The organism is Ochrobactrum sp. SFR4, from assembly GCF_019730395.1.
In the GTDB taxonomy this organism is placed as follows: Bacteria; Pseudomonadota; Alphaproteobacteria; order Rhizobiales; family Rhizobiaceae; genus Pseudochrobactrum.
On record NZ_JAAPBB010000719.1, the window covers coordinates 1 to 277 of the forward strand.

Annotated in this window: 1 pseudogene; it reads right to left on the reverse strand. The window is 50.2% G+C overall.

Annotated elements, in window-relative coordinates:
* Window positions 1–277, reverse strand: a pseudogene (locus HBA93_RS20945) (HPr kinase/phosphorylase); the annotation flags it as partial.

Below are 277 nucleotides of genomic sequence, written 5' to 3' on the forward strand. Positions count from 1 at the left end.
TTGTTCATCTCTTGGGTAGCGTGGCGCTTTATCGGCACAAACCAGTTCTACCAGCAGATTGACCTCTGCCTGCGGTTGATATGGTACCTCAAACAAACCCGCACCGCGAATTTCAATTGCACCGGCAATAACCGAAGGTGTCGATGCGATCAGCTTTTTATTGGTAATGTTGAGAATGGTCTGATCATCAGAAATCAGCGTACCGACACGCCCTGTCTGTTGCGCCCGCTCAATGAGTGTCAAAGCCAGCGATGATTTACCGGAACCTGAACTGCCG